Source organism: Pseudomonas marginalis, from assembly GCF_900105325.1.
In the GTDB taxonomy this organism is placed as follows: Bacteria; Pseudomonadota; Gammaproteobacteria; order Pseudomonadales; family Pseudomonadaceae; genus Aquipseudomonas; species Aquipseudomonas marginalis.
In genome coordinates this window covers 1,310,771-1,332,675 of sequence record NZ_FNSU01000001.1, presented here as the reverse complement: position 1 = coordinate 1,332,675, position 21,905 = coordinate 1,310,771, and the positions used below count along the sequence as shown (strand labels likewise).

22 protein-coding genes are annotated in these 21,905 nt (G+C 61.0%); 8 read left to right on the top strand and 14 right to left on the bottom strand.

Annotation, left to right across the window (positions count from 1 at the left end; genetic code table 11):
* Window positions 1-20: 20 nt before the first annotated feature.
* The 6 genes from BLW22_RS06505 to BLW22_RS06480 form a co-directional block, all read right to left on the bottom strand.
* A complete protein-coding gene (locus BLW22_RS06505; RefSeq protein ID WP_065924506.1) occupies window positions 21-875 on the bottom strand; it encodes an alpha/beta hydrolase in 855 nt (284 codons plus the stop codon).
* A complete protein-coding gene (locus BLW22_RS06500) occupies window positions 872-1,675 on the bottom strand; it encodes an alpha/beta fold hydrolase (RefSeq protein ID WP_027607078.1) in 804 nt (267 codons plus the stop codon). Before BLW22_RS06500 ends, BLW22_RS06505 begins: the two co-directional genes overlap by 4 nt.
* A 97-nt stretch (window positions 1,676-1,772) precedes the next feature.
* Window positions 1,773-2,216 (bottom strand): hotdog fold thioesterase, encoded by a 444-nt coding sequence (locus tag BLW22_RS06495; protein WP_065924505.1) that lies wholly within the window; start codon window positions 2,214-2,216, stop codon window positions 1,773-1,775.
* A gap of 118 nt (window positions 2,217-2,334) precedes the next feature.
* Entirely contained in the window at window positions 2,335-2,784 is a 450-nt protein-coding gene (gene sixA / locus BLW22_RS06490) for a phosphohistidine phosphatase SixA (RefSeq protein WP_065924504.1), read from the bottom strand.
* A complete protein-coding gene (locus BLW22_RS06485; RefSeq protein WP_074844731.1) occupies window positions 2,781-3,128 on the bottom strand; it encodes a DUF4389 domain-containing protein in 348 nt (115 codons plus the stop codon). Before BLW22_RS06485 ends, sixA begins: the two co-directional genes overlap by 4 nt.
* Before the next feature lie 10 nt (window positions 3,129-3,138).
* Window positions 3,139-4,164: an NAD(P)H-dependent glycerol-3-phosphate dehydrogenase gene (locus BLW22_RS06480; RefSeq protein WP_065924502.1), complete on the bottom strand. Its 1,026-nt coding sequence runs from the start codon at window positions 4,162-4,164 to the stop codon at window positions 3,139-3,141.
* Between the two features lie 195 nt (window positions 4,165-4,359).
* Here BLW22_RS06480 and BLW22_RS06475 point away from each other — a divergent pair, with 195 nt between their 5' ends.
* From BLW22_RS06475 to fabB, 5 genes are all read left to right on the top strand, one after another.
* Window positions 4,360-6,480 carry a TonB-dependent receptor plug domain-containing protein gene (locus BLW22_RS06475; RefSeq protein WP_323146955.1) on the top strand — a complete coding sequence of 707 codons (2,121 nt, stop codon included), beginning with the start codon at window positions 4,360-4,362 and terminating at the stop codon, window positions 6,478-6,480.
* A 1-nt stretch (window position 6,481) separates the two neighbouring features.
* Complete coding sequence (locus BLW22_RS06470) at window positions 6,482-7,411, top strand: ABC transporter substrate-binding protein (protein WP_074844729.1); 930 nt, start codon at window positions 6,482-6,484, stop codon at window positions 7,409-7,411.
* Window positions 7,408-9,309, top strand: a complete 1,902-nt coding sequence (locus BLW22_RS06465) for an ATP-binding protein (RefSeq protein WP_074844726.1) — start codon at window positions 7,408-7,410, stop codon at window positions 9,307-9,309. The genes BLW22_RS06470 and BLW22_RS06465 overlap by 4 nt, the downstream gene beginning before the upstream one ends.
* A 249-nt stretch (window positions 9,310-9,558) precedes the next feature.
* The gene (gene fabA / locus BLW22_RS06460) at window positions 9,559-10,074 is read left to right on the top strand and encodes a 3-hydroxyacyl-[acyl-carrier-protein] dehydratase FabA (RefSeq protein WP_003210552.1); all 516 of its coding nucleotides are present in this window, start codon (window positions 9,559-9,561) and stop codon (window positions 10,072-10,074) included.
* 11 nt (window positions 10,075-10,085) lie between these two features.
* Complete coding sequence (gene fabB / locus BLW22_RS06455) at window positions 10,086-11,306, top strand: beta-ketoacyl-ACP synthase I (RefSeq protein ID WP_074844724.1); 1,221 nt, start codon at window positions 10,086-10,088, stop codon at window positions 11,304-11,306.
* A 58-nt stretch (window positions 11,307-11,364) separates the two neighbouring features.
* Here fabB and BLW22_RS06450 read toward each other — a convergent pair whose 3' ends face one another.
* Window positions 11,365-12,570 carry an ISL3 family transposase gene (locus BLW22_RS06450; protein ID WP_065924368.1) on the bottom strand — a complete coding sequence of 402 codons (1,206 nt, stop codon included), beginning with the start codon at window positions 12,568-12,570 and terminating at the stop codon, window positions 11,365-11,367.
* Window positions 12,571-12,727: 157 nt separating this feature from the next.
* Entirely contained in the window at window positions 12,728-13,750 is a 1,023-nt protein-coding gene (locus BLW22_RS06440; RefSeq protein ID WP_065924498.1) for an amidohydrolase family protein, read from the bottom strand.
* 141 nt (window positions 13,751-13,891) lie between these two features.
* Here BLW22_RS06440 and BLW22_RS06435 point away from each other — a divergent pair, with 141 nt between their 5' ends.
* Window positions 13,892-14,308, top strand: coding sequence for an OsmC family protein (locus tag BLW22_RS06435; RefSeq protein ID WP_065924497.1), 417 nt, complete (start codon window positions 13,892-13,894; stop codon window positions 14,306-14,308).
* Between the two features lie 64 nt (window positions 14,309-14,372).
* Window positions 14,373-15,239 carry a pirin family protein gene (locus tag BLW22_RS06430; RefSeq protein WP_065947273.1) on the top strand — a complete coding sequence of 289 codons (867 nt, stop codon included), beginning with the start codon at window positions 14,373-14,375 and terminating at the stop codon, window positions 15,237-15,239.
* A 46-nt stretch (window positions 15,240-15,285) separates the two neighbouring features.
* On the opposite strand, the gene BLW22_RS06425 is transcribed toward BLW22_RS06430, so the two are convergent.
* The 4 genes from BLW22_RS06425 to BLW22_RS06410 form a co-directional block, all read right to left on the bottom strand.
* Window positions 15,286-16,014: a dienelactone hydrolase family protein gene (locus tag BLW22_RS06425; RefSeq protein ID WP_065924495.1), complete on the bottom strand. Its 729-nt coding sequence runs from the start codon at window positions 16,012-16,014 to the stop codon at window positions 15,286-15,288.
* Window positions 16,015-16,193: 179 nt separating this feature from the next.
* Window positions 16,194-18,098 carry a molecular chaperone HtpG gene (gene htpG / locus BLW22_RS06420; RefSeq protein ID WP_065947272.1) on the bottom strand — a complete coding sequence of 635 codons (1,905 nt, stop codon included), beginning with the start codon at window positions 18,096-18,098 and terminating at the stop codon, window positions 16,194-16,196.
* An 89-nt stretch (window positions 18,099-18,187) separates the two neighbouring features.
* Entirely contained in the window at window positions 18,188-18,640 is a 453-nt protein-coding gene (locus tag BLW22_RS06415; protein WP_065924493.1) for a PaaI family thioesterase, read from the bottom strand.
* The gene (locus BLW22_RS06410; RefSeq protein ID WP_065924492.1) at window positions 18,637-19,113 is read right to left on the bottom strand and encodes a PaaI family thioesterase; all 477 of its coding nucleotides are present in this window, start codon (window positions 19,111-19,113) and stop codon (window positions 18,637-18,639) included. The genes BLW22_RS06415 and BLW22_RS06410 overlap by 4 nt, the downstream gene beginning before the upstream one ends.
* Window positions 19,114-19,271: 158 nt before the next feature.
* Between BLW22_RS06410 and BLW22_RS06405 the strand changes: the two genes are divergently transcribed.
* On the top strand, window positions 19,272-19,523 hold the full coding sequence (locus tag BLW22_RS06405; protein ID WP_010211724.1) for a hypothetical protein: 252 nt from the start codon (window positions 19,272-19,274) through the stop codon (window positions 19,521-19,523).
* A gap of 96 nt (window positions 19,524-19,619) precedes the next feature.
* Here BLW22_RS06405 and BLW22_RS06400 read toward each other — a convergent pair whose 3' ends face one another.
* Together BLW22_RS06400 and brnQ are read right to left on the bottom strand one after the other, a co-directional pair.
* Window positions 19,620-20,357 carry a DUF599 domain-containing protein gene (locus BLW22_RS06400; RefSeq protein WP_027607062.1) on the bottom strand — a complete coding sequence of 246 codons (738 nt, stop codon included), beginning with the start codon at window positions 20,355-20,357 and terminating at the stop codon, window positions 19,620-19,622.
* 143 nt (window positions 20,358-20,500) lie between these two features.
* Entirely contained in the window at window positions 20,501-21,814 is a 1,314-nt protein-coding gene (gene brnQ / locus BLW22_RS06395) for a branched-chain amino acid transport system II carrier protein (protein ID WP_065924491.1), read from the bottom strand.
* Between the last annotated feature and the right edge of the window lie 91 nt (window positions 21,815-21,905).

Genomic DNA, 21,905 nt, shown 5'->3' with positions numbered 1-21,905 from the left:
CGGCAGTTGACCGCCCCAAGTCAAGGCGCGGAGAAGAACCGATTGAAACAGTCTGCAACAAGGACCGCACCAGGCTCATCATTCAGGTGTAAATGATGGCCACCCGGCAACGTGGTTACCGTAAAGGGTAGCTGGGAAAGCAATTCGGGATGTTTCGCCAACATGCCATCGGCGGCGACCACCAACTGCGTAGGGCAACCCACGCGGCGCACGAAAGCCATCGCCTGCTCATCGGTCAGGCGCATCGGCGATGCCAGGGTCAGGCGACTGTCCGAGCGCCAGGTATAACCACCCGGCACCGGCATCAAACCGCGCTGGGCCAGCAGTTCTGCGGCTTCACGGCTCACAGCGACCAAACCTTTCATACGTGCCTCAACCGCCCGGTCGAGGGTGGTGTAGACCGGCTTGCGCTTATCCTGCAGATTCAATTGCGCCTGCAAGGCCATGCCCAGGCGCTCGGCGGCGTTCTCACCGCTGGCAGTGGGCGGGATCACGCCGTCAATCAAACCCAGGTGCGTCACCCGTTCCGGCAAGGCACCGGCCAGCACCAGGGACACGATGGCGCCGAGGGAGTGGCCGAGTAATGCAAAACGTTTCCAGCCCAGTTGCTCGGCAACGTGCAGCACGTCGTGGACGTAATCCCACAAGGCATAACCGGCACCTGTAGGACGATGCGCCGAATGCCCATGGCCGGCCATGTCCAGCGCCACGATACGCAAACCCGCAAGCTTCGGCGCCAGGCGTGCAAAGCTGTTGGCATTGTCCAGCCAGCCATGCAGGGCGATCACCGGCAAACCGTCCTCGGGGCCAAACAGATGGGCCGCCAACTCAATGTGCGGCAGGCTCAGGCGAACCTCTTCGACGGGTGTGCTCATGCGCAGCTGCGCTCCCGGGCTTCCCAGCGGGCGAACAGGGTCTTGATCAAGGTCGCGGTGTCCTGGGGGCGTTCGAGGGGAAACATATGGCCGCCGGGCATGGTGAGCATTTCGCCCATGGGCAGACGGTCGACGCCGCTGGCGTGGTGACGCATCACCACGCGGCTCTGGCGACCGCGCACCACCGCCAGCGGCACTTTCAATTGGCGCACCTGGCCGGGACTGGTGTGGGGCACGCCCCGGTAGATGCTGATTTCGGTGGCCGGGTCGAAACGCAGGCGCAGGCGATCACCCGCCTGGTACAGGCCGTGTTGCAGGTAGGCGTCGAAGCATTCCGGGTCGAAGCCTCGGAACAGGGTCTTGCCGGCGAAGTAGCTGCGCGCGGCGTCCAGGTCGCTGAATTCCTCACGACGGCCCAGGGTACGGCCGGCCGGCGTGAGGCGGTCGATAAAACCGAAGCGCTTGGCGGCGCGGATCACCCAACGGTCGGCGCGGGTCAATACCGGCGAATCGAGCATCACTACCCCGCGATACAGCTGCGGGCAGCGCAGGGCCGCGTGCAAATGCAGCACGCCACCCAGGGAGTGGCCCACGCCCCAGACGGGCTGCGGTTGCTGCTCCAGATGATGGATCAACTCGTCCACCAGGTTCTGCCAGTTATCGTCCACTGGAAACCTGGGGTCGTGACCGTGTTGCGGCAAGTGAGCCACCGCATACTCCGGGGCCAGGGCGGCAAACAGCTTGCCGTAGGTGGCCGAGGGGAAGCCATTGGCGTGGGCAAAAAACACGTGCTGCGACATAGCGGATCCATCTGCAAAAACCGAGATTGATTGTCACCAGGCCCAAGCCCCACAGCAATGACTGTAACTGCCAGGAATGATGACACTCACGCCACACCTATCGCGCCGGAGGGGTTTCGCCCAAAGGCACCACGGCCATGGTCAGCCGTGAGACACAGTTGCACTTGCCGTCATCGGTGGTCAGGCGAATGTCCCAGACCTGGGTGGTGCGGCCGATATGGATCGCCTTGGCCACCGCCGTCACCCGCCCGCTGCGCACACCGCGCAGGTGATTGGCGTTGACCTCCAGGCCCACGCAATAGAACTTGCTCGGGTCGATGCACAAATAGGCCGCCACGGAGCCGACGCTCTCGGCCAGAACCACCGACGCACCGCCATGCAGCAGGCCGTAGGGCTGGTGAGTGCGGTGGTCGACCACCATGCTGGCGGTGAGGGATTCCTCGTCGAAGCTTTCAAAACGGATGTCCAGCAGTTCACCGATGGTGTTTTTCTGGCCGGCATTGAGTTGCTCGATATTCGGTTGGGTGCGCCACAAGCTCATGGAATTGTCCTTATTGGTTTTATTACGGCCCTAATCCTGCCACACAACTGCCTCGCTGCGCTCGCTCCAACGAAAAGCGACGGACATAAGACCCGATCCTCTGTGGCCTGGCGGTAGCCTACGGATTCTTCACGCTGACCAGGCTCATCAACCCCGCCAGCGGGAAGTCGCCCTCAAGCTCTGCCAGGCTGGCGGTGGACATCGGCTGCGGCTGGCGCTGATGGCCATGCTGCAGAAAACTGATCAAGCTGCCGACCAGGGGCTGATGACTGACCAGCAGCACGTTGTCATCACTGTCGAGCTTGCTCAGGACCTCCAGCGGATTGCCCTCCGGCGTGAGCCAAGGCACCGTGCGGATGTCCGGCGCAAAACCCAACGCGTCCCGCACCAGCTGTGCAGTCTGCTGCGCGCGCACGTACGGGCTGGCAATGATCGCGCTGAGCGGCTGGCCGATCAGGTGCGCCGCACTGCGCAACACCTCGGCGCGGCCATGTTCGGTGAGGTTGCGCTCGGCATCCGTGCGGGCATGCGCCTCGGCCTCACCGTGACGCAAGACCCACACCTTCATAGCTTCGGCTCCTCATCCCGCACCGGGTGCGGCGCCGGCGGCACGCTGTGGGCGGCTTCGCCCTCGGGAGCGCGCGGGGTTGGCCAGTCGGCGAACGGCCAGGGCTTCTGCTCGGTGTGGAAGCTGCCAAAGCGGCCGATCTGGGCAAGAAACTGGCTGAAGCTGTCGCCGAAGTTCATCAGGCCCAGGTTCGGCGCGCTGTAGACCAGGCGGTAGATCAACTGCACCACCACCAATGCGCCGAGCAGGAACTGCGCCACCTGCCACACCAGGGCAAACACCAGCATCCACAGGATGCGCAGGACAATGGACTCGTACTTGGGGGCTGCTTTTGGATCGTTCATGGCGCGTTCCTCAGTTGAAACCACTGGTGGAAATAAAGTCGACGTCGGTTTTGGGCTCGGCCCGCATCAGCAACTCGATGACCTGGTTCAAGGTGCGCCCTTCAAACAGGATCGCGTGCAGCCCGGCGACCAGCGGCATGTACACGCCGACTTCCTGGGCCTTGGCCTTGAGCACCTTGAGGGTGTTGACCCCTTCGGCCACTTCACCCAGGCGCGTCACCGCGTCTTCCAGGCTCAGGCCCTGGCCCAGGGCGAAACCCACCTGGTAGTTGCGGCTTTTCGGCGACGAGCAGGTGACGATCAAGTCGCCCACGCCGGCCAGGCCCAGGAAGGTCATGGGGTTGGCGCCCTGGTTCACCGCGAAGCGGGTCATTTCCGCCAGGGCACGGGTAATCAGCATGCTCTTGGTGTTTTCGCCCATGCCCAGCGCCACCGCCATGCCGGCGATGATCGCGTAGACGTTTTTCAGCGCCCCGCCCAGTTCCACGCCAAAGCGGTCGCCACTGGCGTACACGCGGAAGGTCCGGCCATGCAGCACCGCCTGGACGCGCTCGCACAACGCCTCATCCTCGCTGGCGATCACCGTGGCGGTCAGCGCGTGCTCGGCGACTTCCCGCGCCAGGTTCGGCCCGGACAGCACGCCAATGCGCGCCTGGGGGGCGATCTCGGCGAGGATTTCGCTCATCAACTTGAAGGTCTGCGCCTCGATGCCCTTGGTCAGGCTGACCAGCAGCTTGCCCGCCAGGCGCTCGGCATGGGGCGCCAGCACCGCGCGCAAGGCGCTGGAAGGCAGCGCAACAAAGCACAGGTCGCAGTCCGCCAGGGTGGCCAACAGGTCGGTGACCGGCTCGACCGCCGGATGAATCTTGATGCCTTTAAGGTAACGCGGGTTTTCGCGGTGTACGCGAATGGCCTCGGCCTGCTCGGGATCGCGCATCCACTGGCGCACCGCATGACCGTTCTCGGCCAGCAGGTTAGCCACGGCGGTACCAAAACTTCCGCCTCCCAGGACCGCAATAGGGCGCTGTTCAGTCATATGCAATCCGTTAATCCATACCAGTGGCGATGGCGGCATTATACGGGGCGACCCGCTTGCGGCCAGCCCCCGTATCAAATCGTGGGCCTGTCGGGAAATGCCACGCCTGTGGGACGGAATTGCAAGGGCGGCGACTGGCAAATAGCCTCGCCTCGGTTAACATGGACGGCTATCCGTCACTATCAAGGCCATGTCGTGTATTTGGGCCCTCCTTCCCGTTCATCTCTACTGCTTATGCTGTTGTGCAGTGCACCTGCGCTGGCTGACGACCTGTTCCTCGACAGCCAGCCGCTGCCGCAGGTCTTGACCGCCACGCGCCTCAAGCAATCGGCCGCCGCCGTGCCGGGCAGCATGACCGTGATCGACAGCGAGTTGATCAAGGCCAGCGGCGCAAGGGATATCAGCGAGCTGCTGCGCCTGGTGCCGGGGATGATGGTCGGCTACACCACCGGCAACCAGGCGGCGGTGAACTACCACGGCACCAGCGCCAGCGATGCGCGACGCATGCAGGTGTTGATCGACGGGCGTTCGGTGTACCGCGCCGGCCTGGCCACGGTGGACTGGAGCGACATTCCGGTGGCGATGGAAGACATCGAGCGCATCGAGGTCTTCCGCGGCCCCAACACCGTCAGCTACGGGGCGAATGCCTTGATGGCGGTGGTCAATATCCTCACGCGCTCACCGGCCAACAGCCATGGCTCACGGGTGAAGGTGATTCGCGGTGAGCGCGGTATCAATGACTTTTATGCCAGCCAGGGCGTGGGCTGGGAAACCGGCGATCTGCGCCTGTCGCTGTCCGGGCAACAGGACGATGGCTTTGACAGCGATGCCGTTGGCGCCGACCGCCGAGACGGCCGTCGCCTCAACCGCTTCAGCCTGGCAGTGAGCCAGACCTTGAACGCGCAACAGAGTATCGACTGGCAACTGAATGCCAAGGAAGGCACCAACCAGCGCCCTTACACCTACACCCCCGTATTCGCCGGGATTACCGAGGGCGGCGACAATTCCGATGTCACGGCCAAGGACTACGCCGGTTCCCTGCGCTGGAACTTTGATTTCAACCCAGAGCACAGCCTGTATATCCAAGGCTCGGCCCAGCAGTGGGACCGCCGGCAAATCTGGAAGGCCTGTGACGCCAAGGTCTCGTTCAGCCCCGAGCTGACCCAGTTGTGGCAGCTCAACCCCAACTATGCCGAACGGCTGGCCCGGCATATGGACACCTACAGCCAGGGCACCGCACCACCGGGCAGCGCCGCCGAACAAGCCTTGGCCAACCAGGTACTGGACCAGTGGCGCAACGGCGCCAACCAGAGCGTATGCGGCGACATCGACCAGAGCACCCGCGAAAGCCGCTACGATGTGGAAATCCAGGACACCCTCAGCCTGTCCGACAGCCTGCGCCTGGTCAGCGGCATGAATTACCGCTACGACCGCGCCGACTCCGATACCTACTTCAACGGCACCCTGGACGATACCACCTGGCGCCTGTTCGGCCAGTTGGAATGGCGCGCCAGTGAACATTGGCTGCTGCAAGGCGGCGCCATGTTCGAAGACACGCACCTGAGCGGCCATTCGCTGACGCCAAGGGTGGCGGTCAACTATTTGATCAACCCGCGCCACGGCTTGCGCGCGGTGTACTCGGAAGCCATCCGTTCGCCGGACATGTTCGAGAACAATGTCAACTGGAGCTACCGCGTCACCAACCTCAGCTCACCGACCTATGGGCAGAGTTCCGGACAGTACTTCGTGAAGACGCGGGGCCCGGGCAACCTCGACAAAGAACTGATGCGCTCGCGGGAACTGGGCTACAACGGCTTCTTTGCCGACATCGGGCTGAACATGGACGTGAAGGTGTTCTACGACGAAATCACCGACATGATCAGCTCGCCGCTGCGCAATAACCAGTACATTGCCAGCAACGCCAACAGCTCACGCTTCACCGGCGCCGAGTCCCAGTTCGACTGGCGCGTGAGCAACGCCGACCGCCTGCGGCTGACTTACGCGTATGTCGACGCCACCACCAGCAACCCACTGGACAAAGCACAGACCGCGCGTAACAGTGGCTCGGCCGGCTGGTTGCGCGAATGGGGCCAAGGTTGGTCCAGCGCGCTGTTCTACTATGGCGACGACGCACTCAACCAATATCGTTTCGAACGGGTCGACCTGCGGGTGGCCAAGCGCATTGCCCTGGGCAAAGCCAACGTGGAGCTGGCCGGCATGTTGCAACAACGCCTCGATAACCAGCCCACCACCTGGGCCGACAACACTTACGACCATCGTCACGTACTCTACTTCAGCGCGGAGCTGGAGTTCTGAGATGGGCGACTCGTCACGGATGACCTCCTTCTTTATCTATAAGTTGCGGCGACTTGCCGGGCTGCTGGCCGGCCTGTTGCTGTGCGCACCGGCGTGGAGCGCCGAGATCCTGCTGACCGCCGCCGAAGACGGCGCCGGGGTGCAGGCCTTTACCCAGGCGCTGGCCCGGCAACGCCCCGAAGACCGCGTCACCTTCACGTCCCTTGCGGCCTTGCCGGCACCCAGCCACCTGCCCGCCGGCACGCGCCTGATCCTGCTCGACCTGCCCGGCCTCGACTGGCGCCTGCGGGATACCCAAGGGCCGCCGACGCTGGTACTGCGCATCAGTCGGCTACAAGCCCATCAGCGCCCGGAGGCCTCACGGCACGCGCGGGTCAGCCTGTTGTGGAGCGACCCGCCGCTGGAGCGGCAGCTGCGCCTGATCAGCAGCGTCCTGCCCCAGGCACGGCGCATCGGTGTGCTCTACGGCACCGACAGTGAATTCCTGCTGCCCGAATTGCGCCAGCACGCGGCGTCCCTGGAGTTGGAGATCGTGCCGCAGCGCTGGGACAACACTAACGACAGTCGCCCGCTGCAAACCCTGTTCAGGAACAGCGACGTGCTGCTCGGCCTCGATGACCCGCAGCTGTACAACCCGAAGACCGCTAAAAACCTGCTGCTGAGCAGCTACGCCCAGCAATTGCCGCTGTTCGGGCCCAATGCAGGGTTTGTGCGCGCCGGCAGCCTCGCCAGCACCTACAGCGACCAGGACGATTGGCTGGCGGTACTCGATCGTTTGCTCGACCAGCCGCCGGCCGCTTGGCCACGCGCGCTGTACCCCGACCACTTCAAAGTCGTGGGCAACGCGCAGGTCGCACGCTCACTGGGCATCGAACAGGTGGACGAAGCCAGCGTCGCCGCCCGAATGGCCGAAGGAGAAAAACGCCCATGACCTTGCGTCGTCGTTGGGACATCAATACCCGCACCCAGCTCATAACCCTGGGCCCGGCGCTGTTGCTGACGTTGCTGTTGATCAGCTTCTTCACCTTCGTGCGTATCCAGGACCCGCGCCAGGAACTGGACCACACCGGCCAATTGATCGCCAACCAACTGGCACCCGCCACCGAATATGGGGTGATCTCGGGCAACAACGATGTGCTCGACAGCCTGCTGCGCGCCACGCTGGCCACGCCCCATGTGCGCTTCCTGGAGATTCAGGACAGCAGCGAAAATATCCTGGTGTACGTCGAGCAACCCGCGGAGAAACACGACCGCGCGCTGTCGGTCAAAGTGTTCCAGGCGCCGATCCGCCTGCAGCATATCCAGTTGGGCAACGACTTTTTCCAGGACAACCTTAACGAACCCAAGGCCCCCCGCGCGGACTATCTGGGCCGGGTGATCGTCGGCATGTCCAATGACGCCTTCAGCCAGCGCCAGCAGGAGATCCTGTTCAAGGCCGGTATCCTCGCGCTGTTCGCCCTGCTGTTTACGTTCCTGCTCGCCCGGCGCCTGGCGGCGAGCCTGTCGCAACCGATCAGCGCCATGGGCAATGCGGTCAAGGCCATCCAGCAGGGCGACTACAAGACGCCGCTGCCGATTGTGGATGACTCGGAGCTGGGCGACCTGTCGCGGCATATCAACAACCTCGCCGAAGGCCTCAACCAGGCCAGCCGCGAACAACAGCAGGCCATGGCCCAGTTGATCCAGACCCGCGAAGAGGCCGAGCGGGCCAACAACGCCAAGTCAGACTTCCTGGCCATGATGAGCCACGAACTGCGCACGCCGATGAACGGTGTACTGGGCATGCTACAACTGCTGGAAACCACCGACATGACCGAGGAACAGACCGAATACGCGGCGCTGGCCTCCGAATCCACCGAGCATTTGCTCAAGGTGATCAACGACATTCTCGACTTCTCGCGCATCGAACGCGCGGCCCTGGAGCTGGAACATATCCCCTTCAACCTGGCCGACCTGATCAACAGTTGCGCCCAGGCCTTCCAGCACAGCGCCCAGCAGCGCGGGCTGGCGCTCAAGCTGCCGATCCCGCCCGGCATGGACGCACTGCGGGTACAGGGCGATCCGACGCGGATCCGCCAGATCCTGGTGAACCTGATCGGCAATGCCTTGAAGTTCACCGAATACGGCACCGTCAGCGTCGAGCCCCATTGGCAGGTGCTCGACCATGAGTTGGTGTGGTTCACCTGCACCGTGCGTGACAGCGGCATCGGGATTTCCGCCGAGCGCCTGGAATTGATGTTCGATGCGTTCCAGCAGGCCGACAGTTCCATTTCAAGACGTTACGGCGGTACCGGTCTCGGGCTGCCCATCGCCCGTACCCTGGCCGAACGCATGGGTGGCACGCTGCGCGCGCAGAGCGAAGAAGGCCGTGGCTCGGTGTTTACCCTGGAAATCCCGCTGGCCATCGACCCCCACAGCCAGCCGTCGATCGCCCTGGATGCCGAGGGCAAGCACAGCGCCGGCGAGGGTCGCCATGTGTTGCTGGTGGAGGACAATCCGGTCAACCGCGCCGTGGTCGAAGCCATGCTGCGCAGCCTGGGCTTTGAAGTCAGCCTGGCCACCGATGGCGCCGAGGCGATCCGCAGTGCCGAGAGCCTGATATTCACCGCGATCCTGATGGATTGTCGCCTGCCCTTGATCGACGGTTATGAAGCCACCCGGCAGATTCGCCAACTGCCCGGCTGCGCCGACCTGCCGATCATCGCCCTGACGGCCAACGCCTTGCAGGGCGACCGGGAAGCCTGCCTTGCGGCTGGAATGAACGATTACCTGGCCAAGCCGTTCAAACGCACGGATCTGCAGCAAATCCTGCAGCGCTGGGTGCAATAGCGGCGCGCCACTAGCCAACTCCGACTGGCGTGAAAGACGAAAGTGCGGCAGTCTTAGGCACCCGAACGGGCCCATAAACAGGCTCGGTTTAAAATTTCAGTGAACAAGTGTACATTCAGCACCTTGCCGCTGTGACTTTCACTACAACGCAATAGTCTATGTGTAGGCTGCCGACATGAGGCATGAACGCTTCATTCGGTTCGGGAAGATTTGCCCTACCCTGCCGCATGGGATTATTGAGGAGCTCGCATGACCAAACAAAACGCCTTTACTCGGGAAGACCTGCTGCGCTGCAGTCGCGGTGAGCTGTTCGGCCCAGGTAACGCGCAACTGCCCGCCCCGAACATGCTGATGGTGGATCGCATCACCCATATCAGCGAAGAGGGTGGCAAGTACGGCAAAGGTGAATTGGTCGCCGAGCTGGATATCACCCCGGACCTGTGGTTCTTCGCCTGTCACTTCGAAGGTGACCCTGTCATGCCTGGCTGCCTGGGCCTCGACGCCATGTGGCAACTGGTCGGCTTCTACCTGGGCTGGCAAGGCCTGCCAGGCCGTGGCCGCGCCCTGGGTTCGGGCGAAGTGAAGTTCTTCGGCCAGGTCCTGCCGACCGCCAAGAAAGTCACCTACAACATTCAAATCAAGCGCGTCCTCAAGGGCAAGCTGAACCTGGCCATCGCCGACGGTTCGGTGACTGTCGACGGTCGCGAGATCTATACTGCCGAAGGCCTTCGGGTCGGCGTATTTACTTCCACTGACAACTTTTAAGGGTTATCCGCATGCGCCGCGTCGTTATCACTGGTCTGGGCATCGTTTCTTGCCTGGGCAATGACAAAGAGACCGTCACCGCTAACCTGCGTGCAAGTCGCCCTGGCATCCGCTTCAACCCGGAATATGCCGAAATGGGTCTGCGTAGCCAGGTTTCCGGCTCCATCGACCTGCCCCTCGAAGAACTGATCGATCGCAAGATCTATCGCTTCGTGGGCCACGCTGCCGCCTATGCCTACCTGGCCATGAAAGACGCCATCGCCGACTCCGGCCTGAGCGAAGACCAGGTATCGAACGTACGCACCGGCCTGATCGCCGGCTCCGGCGGCGCATCGACCCTCAACCAGATGGAAGCGCTGGACATCCTGCGCGAAAAAGGCGTGAAGCGCGTTGGCCCGTACCGTGTCACGCGGACCATGGGCAGCACCGTTTCGGCCTGCCTGGCCACGCCGTTCCAGATCAAGGGCGTGAACTACTCGATCTCCTCCGCATGCGCCACCAGTGCACACTGCATCGGTACCGCCGTCGAGCAGATCCAACTGGGCAAGCAGGACATCGTGTTCGCCGGCGGCGGCGAAGAAGAACATTGGAGCCAGTCGTTCCTGTTCGACGCCATGGGCGCCCTGTCCACCCAGTACAACGAAACCCCGGAAAAGGCCTCCCGCGCCTACGATGCCAAGCGTGACGGTTTCGTCATCGCCGGCGGTGGCGGCATGGTGGTGGTCGAGGAGCTGGAGCACGCCCTGGCCCGTGGCGCCAAGATCTACGCGGAAATCGTCGGCTACGGCGCCACTTCCGATGGCTACGACATGGTTGCGCCAAGCGGTGAAGGCGCCATCCGTTGCATGCAGATGGCCATGTCCACCGTGGATACCCCGATCGACTACCTGAACACCCACGGCACCTCGACTCCGGTCGGCGACGCCAAGGAAATGGAAGGTGTACGCGCGGTATTCGGCGACAAGGCTCCGAAAATCAGCTCCACCAAGAGCCTGTCGGGTCACTCCCTGGGCGCCGCCGGCGTTCACGAAGCGATCTACTGCCTGCTGATGATGGAAGGCAACTTCATGGCCGGTTCGGCCAACATCGACGAGATCGACCCAGTCGTCGCCGATATGCCGATCCTGACCAAGACGGTTGAAAACGTCAAAGTCGACACCGTGATGAGCAACAGCTTCGGCTTCGGTGGCACTAACGCCACCCTGGTGCTGAAACGCTGGCAGGGTAAGTGAGCCCCGCAGGTTGATCACATGAAAAGCCCCGACTGGTTCGGGGCTTTTTTATGGTTCATCACGGATTACCGGGAAAGACGCTCTTGATCTTCATGAAGAAGAATTCGCTATCCCGGTAACCGTACGCCATCCGTTTGATGACCTTTATTCGATTGTTTATTCCTTCCAACTGACCGGTGTGCATCGGCCAGCGAACCCGACTGACGATGCCCCGCCAATAACCCTTTAGCCGTTTGGCAAACTGGATCAGAGCCGGTATTTCGCTTTCATATGCATGGCGCAGCCATTGCTTCCAGGCCGATCTCCAGGTCCAGGCAGTGCTCGGTGTCCAGAGCGTTTTGAGTTCAGCCTTCATCAAATAAACTGTCATCAGCGATTGGTTGGCCTCCAATAAATCCTGCAAATGGACCTGTTGTTCCGGCGTTTTCAGGTTCTGTGGGTTACGCAGCAACAGCCATCGTGCCTGCTTGATGACCTTGCGAGCCGGCTTGTTATGACGCAGCCGATTAGCTTCGTCGACGCGGACCCGATCAATCACCTCTCGGCCATATTTGGCCACCACATGGAAAAGGTCGTAGACCACTCGCGCTTTCGGGCAATGCTGGCGAACCTCCAGATCAAAAGCAGTATTCATGTCCATCGCCACCGCTTCGATTCGAGCGCAGCCCTCCGGCCCCAGTTCCTCGAAGAACGGCCTGACTGCCGCTCGGCTACGGCCTTCACCGATCCACAGCACTCGTCGTGTATCGGCATCCAGCACAACGCTGGCGTAACGATGACCTTTGAATAACGCGAACTCGTCCATGATCAGGCGTCGTGGTTGCGCCTTCGGCAACTCACTCAACACCGCCTGCAAGGCTCGACGCTCCAGCAACCGAACAGTGTCCCAATGCAGTCCAAACATCTGGGCCACGTGCAGGGTGGGAAGGCGCTCGCAGGCCTGAATGACCGCCTCGGCCAAGCGGCGCGTCATGCGGGCATAGCGATCCAGCCAACTGACGGCCTCCATGCGTTTTCCACAGTCGCGGCAGCCAACACGCCTGAGCAAAATGCTGAGGCGCACCGCGCGACCGAGAATGGGCAGATCACGAACGGTTCGCTCACAATACTCATGAGTGGTTGAACAAGGTTTTTGGCAGCCGCCGCAGGAAGGGAATCGGGTGGCGTGGGGAATCAGATCGATCTTTAGAGCGTCACCATCGGGCTTGATCGTGACGACAGAAAAGCCCTCCCAAAAAGGAAGGAAAGTATTAATATCACGCATAAGAACGCCGGTTTTTTAGATGTGTTTGCTCGCACGAACATCATCAATCAAATCGGCGTTCTTGTTTCTGTGTTTCCCGGGATTCCGTGATGAACCTTTTTTATGGGCGACGGGATTTGAGACCGCAACCGCATTTGCGTGAGACGAAAACGCAATATCAACGCGCACCCTCATCGCCGCGAGGTTTAGGCAGGATGGCCAGGAAGTTGTCCCTCGCCACTTTGCGGGCAACGTCTTCAGGCAATGCATCCAGGAAGACATCAAAGCGGTGCATTTCCTCACCCAGCTTGTTGAAACGCCCGACGACATCCGAACCCAGCATAAAGCGCTCCGGGAAGCGCTCCACCAGCGTTACCCACTCCGGCCGAGGCTTGCCCCCATCATCCAGCAAGTACGGCGTGAGCATGCTCCAGGACAGGTCGATATACAGGTTGGGGTAAGCCTCGAGCATACGGTTCAAGGTGGGTAGCAAAAAGTCCATTTGCACCTGGTGGCGGTGAATTTCCTTGCTGGTGCCGGCGTGAGCCCAGATAAAGCGGGTGTGCGGGTGGTTGCGCAGCGGCTCTTCCACTTCGGCGAGGTACAGCGGGTTACGCTCGCGCTTGGAGGTGATATTGGAGTGCAGCATCACCGGCAAGTCGTTTTCCGCCGCCAGGTGATAGATACGCGTCATGGCCTCGTTGTTGGCGCGCGGGGTATCCCCCGATGTGAGAGCGGTAAGGTCGTCGTGACGGGTAAACACTTCACCGATGCCCTGCCACAGCCCCGGGTTGAGGTCGAGCATGCGCTGGATATGGGCATCCGAATTCTTGTCATTGGGGTTGAAGCCGGACAGAAATGGATGAAAGTGCTGGCGCTGTTCAGGTGTCAGTTTATTTACCGCTGCGGCAACAATCACGTCCGTGGCGCTGTACCAATAGGCATCCGCGTCATCACCGGTGTAGTAGCGCGGGCGCTTGGGCTCGTCTTCGTGCCATTTCTTTGCGACGGGAATGCCGGAAATCATGACATGCTCGATGCGATTTTCTGCCATCGCCTTGAGCAACGTGTCCATCCCCGCCGTTTCCTGGAAGAAATCCACGTAATGCAGGTGGGCATCGCTGTAGGCATAGTCGCGAGCCTGCGCGGCAAGACTGTTGGCGGCGAGCAACAGGGCGAGACTCAAGCGGGTCCAGGGCACGGTATAACCTCGATAAGGGCGAATACCGGTAGACCTTGCGTGTCGTACCGGGGTTCAGCCGGCAAAAAAATGTGGAACACCCCCGTGCCAGCATGCTCTATAACTGCATGACCTTCCTTCTGCCAACCCGTGAGGTTTGCCATGCCTGTTACCGTCAATACGCTGAACGCCGACAACTTCCGCCACAGCGTCAATATCAATAACCACGAGCTGTTTACCGACCTGCCCAAGAGCCTGGGTGGTGACGACTCGGCGCCCTCCCCCCACGATTACTTCGACGCCGCGCTGGCATCGTGCAAGGCGCTGACCGTCAAGCTCTATGCCCAGAAAAAAGACATCCCCCTGACCGGCGTGACCGTGGAAGTCACCCACGACGCCAGCGAAGAGCAAAAGGGCAAATACAGGCTCAACGTCAAGCTGACGCTCAAGGGCGTACTCACCGACGAACAGCGCGACGAGCTGCACCGTGTGGCCGATCGCTGCCCGGTACACAAGCTGATGACCACCGCCGAGGTCACCATCGAAACCCGCCTCTCTGAAGGCGCGTTCAGCCAATAGCGGCAACCTCCCGTCGAGCGGGTTATGCTCATTACCCTACAACCCGCTCAGACTGGGACGCACCATGACCACCCTCACCGTGATCCGCCCACGCCCCGAAGATGTCGAAGGCCAGCCGATCCTGCGCCCGCTGCCCTCGCGGGAATGTCGCAGCGTCGGGCCCTTTGTGTTTTTCGACCATATGCTGCCTACCCGCTATGCACCGGGCAGCGGCATGAACATCCGCCAGCACCCGCATATCGGCCTGTCCACCCTCACCTATCTGTTCGAAGGCGCACTGCAGCACAAGGACAGCCTGGGGTCGGATCAAGTGGTAGAGGCCGGTGATGTCAGCTGGATGACTGCAGGCGGTGCAATCGCCCATGTCGAGCGCACACCCGAGGCACTCAAGGCCCACGGTTTCAGCATGCATGGCCTGCAAGTGTGGCTGGCGTCGCCCAAGGACCACGAAGCGGGGCCGGGACACTACAGCCATCACCCTGCAGCGAGCCTGCCGGTGAGTGACAACCTGGGCGTGCGGATTCGCCTGATCGCCGGCAGTGGCTTCTGCCTCAAATCACCGGTGCCGGTGCTGTCGCCTACGTTGTATGCAGATGTACACATGCAAACGGCCACGACCCTGCTGATTCCTGACGAGCACGAGGAACGCGCGGTGTATGTGCTGGAGGGTGAAGCCCAGTTGGAGGGTGAGCGGCTTGAGGTGCACAGCCTGGTGGTATTGCCGGCCGGGCAGGCAATGACCCTGTTCGCCGAGAGCGATTGCCAGTTGGTGGTGTTTGGCGGAGCACCGCTGGATGGGCCACGGCGGATCAATTGGAATTTTGTCGCGAGCGATCCGTTGAAGATCGAGCAGGCCAGGCAACGCTGGGCCGCTGGGGATTGGCCGACGGTGCCGGGTGAAACTGAAAGAATTGAGTTGCCGGTGAGATAGCTATCGGGGGCAAGCCCCCGATGACGCCGGAACAGGCGCTGAAGATTCAGCCCTTGAACACTTCATCCAGCAAGTTATGCATCGACCGGAACGCCCGTGCAGCGGTCTTGGCGTCATACATCATCTTGCCCGGCACATTGGCATCCGGGTCAGTGAAGGAATGCACCGCACCGCCGTAACTCAGCAATTGCCAATCCACGCCGGCCGCGTTCATTTCATCTTCGAACGCCGGCAGTTGCTCTTTCGGCACCAACGGGTCGGAAGCACCGTGCAGTACCAGCACTGGACCCTTGATGTTTTTCGCGTCTGCCGGGTTCGGCGTGTCGAGGGTGCCGTGGAACGATACGGCAGCCTTCAATGGCGCACCGGTACGTGCCAGCTCCAGGGAGCAGCAACCGCCGAAGCAGAAACCAAAGGTGGCCAGCTTCGAGGTGTCCACTGCCGCTTCGGTCTGGCCCTGCAGCTGCTCAAGGGCAGCCTGCATGCGTTTGTTCAGCAACGGGCGATCATTCTTCAACGGCATCATTGCGGCGCCGGCTTCATCGCCATTCGACGGGCGCACGGTTTGCCCGTAGAGGTCGGCGATCAGCACCACGTAGCCCTTGGCGGCAACGCTCTTGGCGATCTCCTCGGCACCCGCACTCACCCCCATCCAGTTCGGCGCCATCAGCAGGCCGGGCAGCGGGTTCTTTTGGCTGGCATCGAACGCCAGGCGGCTTTCATAAGACTGGCCATCAATCTGATAGACCACGGAACGCACAGTGACTTGGCTCATCATTTTCTCCAGTTGAAGATCACTAGAACGGAAATAGGCTGTAGGTGCGAGCTTGCTCGCGAAGAACCTCAACGATCACGCGGGCAACCTGACACCCAGCGCCGCCCGCAGTTTTTTCGCGAGCAAGCTCGCTCCTACAAACGAAAAAACCCGCCGAAGCGGGTTTTTCTACAACGGTATCAAACCGACAGTTCAACCAACAGCTTGTTCAGTCGGCGCACGTAGGCGGCCGGGTCCTTGAGGCTGTCGCCAGCGGCCAGGGCCGCCTGGTCGAAAAGGATGTGGGACAGGTCGCCAAAGCGCTCTTCGCTCTGCTCGCCGTCGAGTTTCTCGATCAACGGGTGAGCCGGGTTGAATTCGAAGATCGGCTTGGAGTCCGGGACCTTCTGGCCGCTGGCTTCGAGGATCTGGCGCATCTGCATGCCCAGGTCCTGCTCGCCGATGGCCAGGATCGCCGGGGAATCGGTCAGACGGTGGGAAACCCGCACTTCGCTGACGGCATCGCCCAGGGACGCCTTGATCCGCTCAACCAGGCCTTCTTTGGCCTTGGCGACCTCCTCGGCTTCTTTCTTCTCTTCCTCGGAGTCCAGGTTACCCAGGTCCAGGTCGCCACGGGCCACGTCGACAAAGGATTTGCCGTCGAACTCGTTGAGGTAGCTCATCAGCCACTCATCGATACGGTCGGTCAGCAGCAGCACTTCGATGCCTTTCTTACGGAAGACTTCCAGGTGCGGGCTGTTCTTGACCTGTGCGTAGGTTTCGCCGGTGAGGTAGTAAATCTTGTCCTGGCCTTCCTTGGCACGTGCCAGGTACTCGGCCAGGGACACCACCTGCTCGCCCTCTTCACCCTGGGTGGAAGCAAAGCGCAGCAGACCGGCGATTTTTTCCTTGTTGGCAAAATCTTCCGCCGGGCCTTCTTTCATGACCTGGCCGAAGTTTTTCCAGAAACCCTTGTATTGCTCTGGCTCGTTCTTCGCCAGTTTTTCCAGCATGTCGAGTACGCGCTTGGTCAGCGCCGACTTCATGGAATCGATGATCGGGTCTTTTTGCAGGATTTCCCGCGACACGTTCAGCGACAGGTCATTGGAGTCGACCACACCCTTGATAAAGCGCAGGTACAGCGGCAGGAACGACTCCGCCTGGTCCATCACGAACACGCGCTGCACGTAGAGCTTCAGGCCTTTTGGCGCTTCACGCTGGTACAGGTCGAACGGCGCACGGGCCGGCACGTAGAGCAGCGAGCTGTATTCCAGCTTGCCTTCGACCTTGTTATGGCTCCAGCTCAGCGGGTTTTCGTAGTCGTGGCCGATATGCTTGTAGAACTCCTGGTATTCCTCGTCCTTGATCTCGGTACGCGGACGGGTCCACAGGGCACTGGCGCGGTTGACGGTTTCCCATTCCTGGGCAGGCTTCTCTTCACCTTCGGCAGCCGCTTGTTCTTTCGGCAGCTCGATCGGCAAGGCAATATGGTCGGAGTACTTCTTGATGATATTGCGCAGGCGCCAGCCGTCGGCGAACTCGTCTTCACCGGATTTGAGGTGCAGGACGATGCGGGTACCACGGTCAGCCTTGTCGATGGTGGCGATTTCAAATTCGCCCTCGCCCTTGGAAGCCCAGTGCACGCCTTCGCTGGCGTCAAGGCCGGCACGACGGCTGAACACTTCAACCTTGTCGGCCACGATGAAGGCCGAGTAGAAGCCCACACCGAACTGGCCGATCAGGTGCGAATCTTTCTTCTGGTCGCCGGACAGGTTTTTCATGAAGTCGGCGGTACCGGATTTGGCGATGGTCCCCAGGTGGGTGATCGCATCTTCACGGCTCATGCCGATACCGTTGTCTTCGAGGGTGACGGTATTGGCGTCTTTGTCGAAGCTCACACGGATTTTCAGTTCCGCGCCGCCTTCCAGCAGTTCAGGCTTGGACAGGGCTTCGAAACGTAATTTGTCGACAGCGTCAGAGGCGTTCGAGATCAATTCGCGAAGGAAGATTTCCTTGTTGGAATACAGCGAATGGATCATGAGGTGCAGCAGTTGCTTCACCTCGGTCTGGAAGCCCAGGGTTTCCTTTTGAGTTTCCACACTCATGGTCATCAAACTCCAATTGGATGGCAGTGGCCGCGCCCTGAAGGGTTGGCGGCGGGTTGTCATCAAAGTTGGGGGCTAAGAGCAGGATTTCAAGGGCGCACCACGTCCTCGATCTTGAAATGCGCACGGGCGGTGGCGATGGGCTCGGCGGCGGTGGTTTGCCAGGCGGTGATCGCCACATTCGCCACCCGTCGGCCCTGGCGCCACACCTGGCATTTGGCGTAAGTGTCGCGAAACTGGCCGGCGCGCAGGTAATCGAGGGAGAAATCGATGATTTTCGGGAGGCCCGGCGCTCCGGTAAACACCAGCAGGTGCAACGCCGCTGCCAGTTCCATGAAGCCGGCAATCACCCCGCCGTGAAGCGCCGGCAATATGGGGTTACCAATATTGTCCTTGTGGGCCGGCAGGCGAAACAGCAATTCATCCCCCAGCCGGGTGCATTCGATACCGATCAGTTTGGCGTAGGGGATCAGGTCCAGCAGCGCCTCGTAGTTGCCGCGCTGATGAGCCTGTTCCAGGCGGGTCTTGAATCGATGGGTCATGCCTGCTCTCCCTTGATCGCGCGCCCCAACCCGTGGGTGCCCTTGAGACGCTTGCCCATGCGCATGAAAGTGCCCACCACATGGGCGATGGGTTGTTGCGGATCGTCCTGGTAGGCAAAACCACGGGTGAAGATCACGTCGGTGGTCACCCGGTAGCATTGGGCGAAACCATATACCGGCTTATGCGGCTCGGCGGGATGCATATAGTCGACACGCAGGTCCAGGGTCGGGCACACCTCGAACTCCGGCAGGACACACAGGGTGGCCATGCCGCAGGCAGTGTCCATCAAGGATGTCAAAGCGCCACCGTGGATCACGCCGGTCTGGGGGTCACCCACCAACTGCGGGGCGTAAGGCATGGCCAACGTGATGCCCTCCTCGCTGGCATGATGAACGCTGATACCCAGCACCTGACAATGGCGCAAGGCCGAGACAAAGCGCGTCGCGCGCTCTAACAAGGGATTTTCGGTCATTCGTTGCAGACTCTTATTAGTGTTGATGGGCGAAATAGACGGTGCGGGCGAAAGTTCCTTTGAGGTCGTTGTTTATATATCTGTGGAATAAAAGGAACTAATGCTGAACGGCCATGCTCGAAAGGCCAGTAGATATCTTCACTAAGGAGAAACACCCCATGCGTAAGACTTTAGCTATTTCCATGATGTTGGCCGCTGCCCTCGGTCTCGCTGCTTGCGACAAGAAATCCGAAGACAAAGCCCAAGATGCCGCAGCGCATTCTGAGCAAGCTCAAAAAGACATGGCGAAAGCTCAGGATAAAGTGAACGACGCTGCGAAAGAAAACGCCGATGCTGCCAAAGCTCAGGCTGAATCGAACGAAGCCGCCGCAAAAGAAGCAGCACCAGCTACCCCTGCCACCGGTTCCTGATACCGCTGCATGAAATAGCTTCGCTGCAATAAAAAGAAAGCCCGCTTATAGAGCGGGCTTTACTTTGCCTGTTGTTTTAACTCAGCGCGTCACGCATTAAATCTCCTCTTTGGCGGGCTCAGGCATCGGTGTATCCGTCTGCGTATACACCATCACTTGCAGTACGTCGGAATGAAACTCCCGGCGATACAACACAAACACCACCCCGGCACTCATCAACATGAACAACCAGGGGCTGACGAACCACGCCAGCATGGTCATGCCGAAGTAATAAGAACGCAGGCCAAAGTTGAACTGGTTGGCGGCCATGGAGATCACCCGCGCCGCACGCAGGGCAAACGCCTTGCGCTCCTGCTCCGACACATGCCGTTCACCGATCATCGGTGCCGACCCGACCAGCACCGCGGCAAAGTTGTACTGGCGCATGCACCAACTGAAGGTGAAGAAGGCATACACGAAGACCAGCGCCAGGCAGAGCAGCTTGATCTCCGACATGCCCTGGGAGGCCTGCTGCACCATGGGTATGTCCGCCAGCAATGACACCGCCCGCTCGGAAGCCCCCAGCACCGTGAGAATGCCGGCGAGGATGATCAAGGTGCTGGAGGCGAAGAATGAGGCATTACGCTCCAGGTTGCCGATCACGCTGGCATCGGCGATGCGGTTGTCACGCAGCAGCATGCGGCGCATCCAGTCCTCGCGATACAAATGCAGCACGCTGGCCAGGCACGCGGTGTCTCGGGCTTTCCAGGTGGCATAACGGGTGTAGCCGCCCCAGCACAGGATGAACCAGAGGGCGGCAAGCAGGTGGATCTGATTGGCTTCGACGAACGACATGCGGGTCCTTGCAGAAAGAAGATTGAGAAACTTTTTGCGTCTGTTCGACGTTAGCGCAAAGAAAAAGACACTGCCTTGCGCTCAAAAAAAATGCCCCGTATCGATTGATACGAGGCATTTCCGTACTGCATGAAACCCGCTTGTTATGCGATGGCTTCGCTGCGCTTACCCAGCATGCGATCAATGACGACCGCCACAACCAGCGTCATCACCGACGGCACCAGCCACGCCAGGCCTTGCTCGCTCAGCGGCAGGTTCGCCAGCTGCGAAGGCATCCAGCCTGCCAGGCCTGCGCCCTTGAGCGCGTCGATGCAACCAAAGATGAACGACACCAGCATCACCGGCCCGACGATACGGCCCTGTTCCTGCCAGAAGTCTTTGCAGAAGCTCAAGGCCACCAGCACGATGCACGGCGGGTAGATCGCGGTGAGTACCGGGATCGAGAACGCAATCAGCTTGGTCAGGCCCAGGTTCGACACGAACAGCGAGAACAGCGCCAGGATCACTACCAGGGTCTTGTAGGACAGCGGCAGGATTTTGCTGAAGTACTCGGCACATGCGCAGGTCAGGCCGACGGCAGTGACCAGGCATGCCAGGGAGATCAATACAGCCAGGAACCCACTGCCCAGGGAACCGAAGGTGTGCTGAACATAAGCGTGCAGCACTGCGGCGCCATTGGCAGCGCCGGCAGCGACTTCATGGCTGCCCGACCCGAGGCGGAACAGGCTGACATACACCAGCGCCAAACCGACGCCGGCAATCAACCCGGCAATGATCGCGTAGCGGGTGATCAGCTTGGGCGATTCGACACCACGGGAACGGATCGCATTGACGATCACAATGCCAAACACCAGCGCCCCCAGGGTATCCATGGTCAGGTAGCCATTGATAAAGCCCTGGGAAAACGGTGCGGCGACGTATTCCGGGGTGGCGACACCCACCTCACCTGCCGGCAGGGCAAACGCGGCAATGCCGAGGATGGCCAGGGCGATGATCTTCAGCGGCGCCAGGAAGCGACCCACGGTGTCCAGCAGTCGGCCTGGGTACAGGGAGACAAAGAACACCACCAGGAAATACACCGAGCTGTAGAGGAACAGTGCCAGCGGGCTTTCGCCGGTCAGCGGCGCCAGGCCCACTTCAAACGACACGGTCGCGGTACGCGGGGTGGCGAACAGCGGCCCTACCGCCAGATACGCCGCCGCCGCGAGCAGGCCACCGGCGATCTTGCCGATCGGGCTGCTCAGCGCGTCCATGCCGCCACCGACCTTGGCCAGGGCGATCACGGTGACCACCGGCAGGCCAACGGCGGTGATCAGGAAGCCCAGCGCCGCCATCCAGACATGAGGCCCGGACTGCAAACCAACGATAGGCGGGAAGATGATGTTGCCGGCGCCCACGAACAGGGCGAAGGTCATGAAGCCCAACGCCAGGATGTCCTGGCTTTTCAACACTTTCATTTGAGGAAATACCACACTACTGAATCGGAATTTAGAGAGGGATTCCCTATGGATGAGGGAAATGCTGCCGGCCCTTATGGGCACCGACCGA